The sequence below is a fragment of the Candidatus Aminicenantes bacterium genome, from assembly GCA_026393795.1.
Taxonomy (GTDB): domain Bacteria; phylum Acidobacteriota; class Aminicenantia; order UBA2199; family UBA2199; genus UBA2199.
This window is the reverse complement of the sequence record JAPKZL010000181.1, coordinates 1-4,682: the sequence shown is the minus strand read 5'-3', so window position 1 is coordinate 4,682 and position 4,682 is coordinate 1. Positions and strand designations below refer to the sequence as shown.

Sequence of the window (4,682 nt, the reverse complement as noted above, 5' to 3'; positions counted from 1 at the left end):
TGGAATTTTCGGCGGGCTGGTGTCCGACCTGCCGCGACAGCCTGCCCGTCCTACAGGAACTGCAGAAGCAGTTCGCGGGCAAACCTGTGCAGGTCGTGGTGCTGGCCCTGGATCGGCTGGACGACTGGAAAAAGAGCGGTTCCGAAGAGAAGAGCCTGGCCCTGACCAAGGGCATGGATTTCACCTCCGCTTGGGCCGACGAGGAGACCTTCTATCAGTACGGCTCCTTCAATTCGGTCCCGACGGTCATCCTCATCGACCGCTCGGGAAAGCTCGTGGCCCAGGTGCCGTCCGATGCCTGCGGCCGGGAACAACTGGCGCGCCGGATCGCCCCCCTGCTCTAAAGTCCGGTTGCAACCCCGGCCGCCAGCGCCTTCTTCAGCGGGGCAACAAGTTTTTTCGGCCGGACATCCTCCAGGATAACCGCGGAACAGCCGTTGAAGGCCGCCAGGTCGCCAATGGCTTTGTTGAGCCCGGCGATCAGGCCGTCGTTGTCGCAGAATTCGGGCTGGATGGCCAGCCGGCGCACGCGGAACGTTTTATCCGGTCGGTCGGCCTTGGGGTCGAGGCGGCCGACGATATTTTCGCCGAACAGGATGGGCAGGACAAAGTAGCCGTGTTTTCTTTTGCTTGGCGGCGTGTAGCACTCCAGCGCGTAATCGAAGCCGAAGCGCTGCTTTAAAAGGGAGCGCGGACTGACCAGGTTGTCGAAAGGAGAGAGCAAACGGACGCACGGCGCCGCAGCGCGGAAAGAGCCCGATTGTTCGAGAGCATTTGCAAACGCGTGAAACATGCCGTTGTCACCCGTGATGTTGAGGCGCACGATCTCGTTGGCCGCGAGCATCTCCTTTAGCGCCTTGCCAACCATCTCCTTGTCGCCGATGCGGATGTACTCCCTGATCTCCTTCTCGTTGGCAATGCCGAGGGCGTTGAGAGCGCGGCTGACGATGAACCTTCCCAACTCATCGGATTCGGGCGGGCGAATGTCGGTGCCCTCGGGAAGAACGCGCTCGGTCAGGTCGTAGATGCGCTCGAAGCCGCTGCGCTTAGCGATCATCAGCTCGCCGCGCCAGAACAGCATCTCCAGCGCCGCCTTGGCCGGCTTCCAGTCCCACCAGGAGCCCTTCTCCTGCGGGGACAGACCAATCGAATCCGCCAGGATAGGCGGATGATTGGTGCTGTCCCACCAGGGTCCCTTCTGGGACAGACCAATCGGATCCGCCAGGATAGGCGGATGATTGGTGCTGCCCTTTCGGCTTGAGGGATTTTCGAAATCGCGCGCCGCCAGGGGCCCATCCTCGCGGATGCGCTTGAGCACCGGCTCGAGAAAATTGCCGTACTTCTCCCCCCAGCTCCTCCACCAGGAGCCGGATGGATTGAGGAAGCCGCGCATCATGGGGATGTAGAACCTGTAATCGCTCATCGGCAAATATGAGGCCGCGTGCCCCCAGTATTCGAATAAAGTCCGCTCGACGGCATGCGCCTGGTGCAGATACTCAGGCTTGTACCCCGGCACCCTCGTCCACAACACATGGTGGTGTGCGCGCTCGATCACCGAGATGGTGTCGATCTGCACGTAGCCCAGGTGTCCGATAGTCTGCGCGATCCCCTCTTTTCCCGGCTTGATTTTGGTTTTGCCGTCCAGCAGCAGGGCATGCAGCGTCATCCGCCGTGCGGTCTTTTCACTGATAGATTCGGTCATGTTCGGATCATCCTAGCAGATCGAATATTGTAATGAAAGGCCTCACGCCTTGTCATGCTTCGCCGCGGAAGCCAGGCGCTTTTTCCAAACGACAATGGCGAAGATCAGGGTTATTATAGCCGCGGCCCCGCCGCCGAACAATGCATCGTAAGCGAGTATAATGCCGCCTTCTCCATGTGTCCCGGGTAAAAATAAAAACACAATGCCCAGTGTTAAACCCATACAGCCCGCCGCGTTTAAAAATGATAAGGGGATCCCCAGCCAGGGCGGACAGCGGTCGGCGAGCATCCGCGTCCCCGAAAGAGACATCAGCAAGGCCGCCAAAGGCGGCATGGCTAAAATAAAAAATAGCAGTTCTTCCCCACCGGAAAAAAAACCTCCCCTTATTCTCGCAACAAGAAGAATAAAAAACAACCCGACCGGAGCTATAAAAAACCAGACGAGCTTCTTTGTTAAAGGCGCTGGCTTGTTCAGGCTGAAAAGAAAGGTAAACAAAGGTATGATGCCGAGAAAAGCAAGACCGATCAGGAGCTCTTGCTTGTAGCGATCCAACCAGGAGCGTTTGCGGCGCGCGCCATACTTCCGCAATAGTGATAAAATGTCAAAACGTTTGTTTATTTCAGCCCGATCCAATAAAGACCATCCCCGTGATCCGGCAACATTAGGGTCTGCGCCATTTTCAAGTAGAACTTTCATGGCCATAAAATCCTCTTTGTATAATGCTTTACCTAATGGGGTCTCACCACTGCCGTCCTTTTGATAAAGGGAAGCGCCATGGTGGATAAAAAAAGAAAGCAACTCATGGTTTTTTTTACCGCCATTTTCAATTAAAATATGCAGAATCGTATTGCCTGCGATATCAGGAATGTTCGGATCGGCTTTGTAGCGCAGCAGCAATTCGGCGCTTTTTTCATTATAATAGGCATAATGAAGCGGCGTTTGACCAGAACGGTTTCGGACGTTCACCGCGGCTCCGTGGCGCAGGAGCCATTCCATCAGCTCCAGGTTGCTGGCCGATGCGGCTTTGTGCAGTGGGGTGTCGCCATAATTACTTGCGAGTACAGGATCAGCGCCATGTTCAAGGAGAAATAAAGCCAGTTTGATTTTTTCCGTTCCGCAATTGAGCAGCAAAGGCGTTTGCCCGTCAAGGTCGCGCTGGTTGATGTTCACGCGGAGTTCGATCAGTTTTTGCGCCAGTTCTTCCCAGTCAACGAAGTCAAGATAATGCCAGCGGTTGCGTTTCCGGTTGTCCGTCGCCTGCGGGTCGGCCCCGAGTTTGAGCAAGGCCAAAGCCTTCTTTGGGTCGGCCGCCAAGAACAGGGTCATCCCGTTTTGATCTCGGTCTTCAAGGACCGCCCCATGCTTCAGCAGCAAAGGGATCAATGCGCCTGTCGCATCGAAAAGAGGGGTTTTTCCCTTGGCGTCGCAAAGGCGCGGGTTTGCCCCCAGGTCTAATAGAAATCGCACAAAACGCAGGACTAATGCAGGGTCTACTTCCAGGCCTAACCAGCCATCGGGAAACCGTTTCAGATGTGAGAATGCCTGTGAATCACTTTTGGCCATATAAACTGCCAGTTTCAGGGGCGTTTCTCCCCTGTCATTCGTTTGGTTTATATCGACGCCATGGCCCACAAGCGAGCGGACGATGTCCATGCGCATTTGCAGGGGGTCGTCCTTTTTCCCTGGAGAATTCTGGACCATCTGCATTTCAATGGGCCGCACGGCGTTCACGCGCGGATGCGCAATAGGTGCCATTTGAATTGAAACAGGATTACCGGTTTTATCCAGAGTTCTCATAACCACTCGCATACTTACTTTTCTGACCGGAGATTCAAGTTCCAGCAATTCGATCATTTCCGGAGCGATCAGGGCGTGGATAAGGGTATTGCCCCGGCCGTCGATGGCGTGCCAATTGGCATTCCCGGCAAGATAGCCCTGAAAAAGTTCCAGGTTGTTGCGCTGTATGGCCATGAACAGGTCGCGGTCGGGAATCCGCGGATTGCCAGGATTGGCGCTATTTTGACCGGCGATCAGGAAAACCGCGAGCGAAGCAAAAATCGATGTTCTCATCTTTCTCATCTGGCTCCTGTCCGCATCTCTCTAGCGCCTGTTTTTGCGATTGCAGCGTTTGCTATCGCGCTTCATGGCGATCACGATTTTTCTTCCTCGTAGAACATGATTTTTTTCGGCCGGCGCGGGTCGATGAGCACCGGCAGCTTCGCCCCTTTCTGCAGCCCGGCCAGGGCGAGGGGGTTCCAGCAGCGCTTGTCGATGATGGTGTAGGGCATGCGGTCGAAAGGAGCGATCTCCAGGCGTAGCGCGATCTGCGGCATGTCGTTGATCGTGGTGCCGGTCGTGTCAACGGACAGGATCGTCGCCGTGGCGCGGATACCGTTTTGGCATAAGTAGACGGCCCGCTTTTTCTGCCAGTTAAGGTAGCTAAAGAGGACGCCGTTGACGGCAAGCTGCAGGAGGATCCAAATGATGCCGAAGGTCTTTAGCGAGAAGTCGTCGTCGGTGCGGGCGTTGGGATTGACGATTCCCACGACCAGCACGATCACGCCCGGCATAAGCAGCATACCCGAAATGATCCACCATTTCTTCGTCAGCGTCCACATGGTTCTCGCCTCCTCTCTCCAAGCAATCGCGATCGAACGCGACGCGTCATCCTGGAATCATCATAGCAAATTAAAAGTTTTAACAAAAGTCCTTATATCACTGTCTTAATTACAAAAGTCACCAAGCCAAGCGCTGTCCCAATTTTCCTTATAATATTTCTTAAAATAGGCTCGGTCTTCTATTCTATTAAAAAAATTTGAAATCCCAATAAACGTCAGACATACCGATTACACATTTACAAATACTGTCCCCCATAGCCTATCTTCATTTTACTTCGATAAGCTCTTTATCTTTGTTATAGAGCTCCAGGGCGGCGAAACTGTTGTTGTGCTGGCCGTACCCTCGCTTCGCCCCGGCGACC

4 protein-coding genes are annotated in these 4,682 nt (G+C 54.7%); 1 reads left to right on the top strand and 3 read right to left on the bottom strand.

Going from position 1 to position 4,682, the window contains the following annotated elements; genetic code table 11:
- A partial coding sequence (locus tag NTW95_08575) for a TlpA disulfide reductase family protein (GenBank protein ID MCX6557464.1) occupies nucleotides 1-344 on the top strand: 344 nt, incomplete at its 5' end.
- Here the strand turns inward: NTW95_08575 and NTW95_08570 are convergent.
- The 3 genes from NTW95_08570 to NTW95_08560 form a co-directional block, all read right to left on the bottom strand.
- On the bottom strand, nucleotides 341-1,702 hold the full coding sequence (locus tag NTW95_08570; GenBank protein ID MCX6557463.1) for a winged helix DNA-binding domain-containing protein: 1,362 nt from the start codon (nucleotides 1,700-1,702) through the stop codon (nucleotides 341-343). The two genes, NTW95_08575 and NTW95_08570, sit on opposite strands and share 4 nt — an antisense overlap.
- A 42-nt stretch (nucleotides 1,703-1,744) precedes the next feature.
- Entirely contained in the window at nucleotides 1,745-3,781 is a 2,037-nt protein-coding gene (locus NTW95_08565) for an ankyrin repeat domain-containing protein (GenBank protein MCX6557462.1), read from the bottom strand.
- Nucleotides 3,782-3,852: 71 nt separating this feature from the next.
- Nucleotides 3,853-4,320, bottom strand: a complete 468-nt coding sequence (locus NTW95_08560; GenBank protein ID MCX6557461.1) for a hypothetical protein — start codon at nucleotides 4,318-4,320, stop codon at nucleotides 3,853-3,855.
- Between the last annotated feature and the right edge of the window lie 362 nt (nucleotides 4,321-4,682).

Excerpts from the sequence above, each read along its gene's own strand:
- NTW95_08560 (MCX6557461.1), bottom strand. The coding sequence starts at position 4,320 with ATGTGGACGCTGACGAAGAAATGGTGGATCATTTCGGGTATGCTGCTT.
- NTW95_08570 (MCX6557463.1), bottom strand. The coding sequence starts at position 1,702 with ATGACCGAATCTATCAGTGAAAAGACCGCACGGCGGATGACGCTGCAT.
- NTW95_08565 (MCX6557462.1), bottom strand. The coding sequence starts at position 3,781 with ATGAGAAAGATGAGAACATCGATTTTTGCTTCGCTCGCGGTTTTCCTG.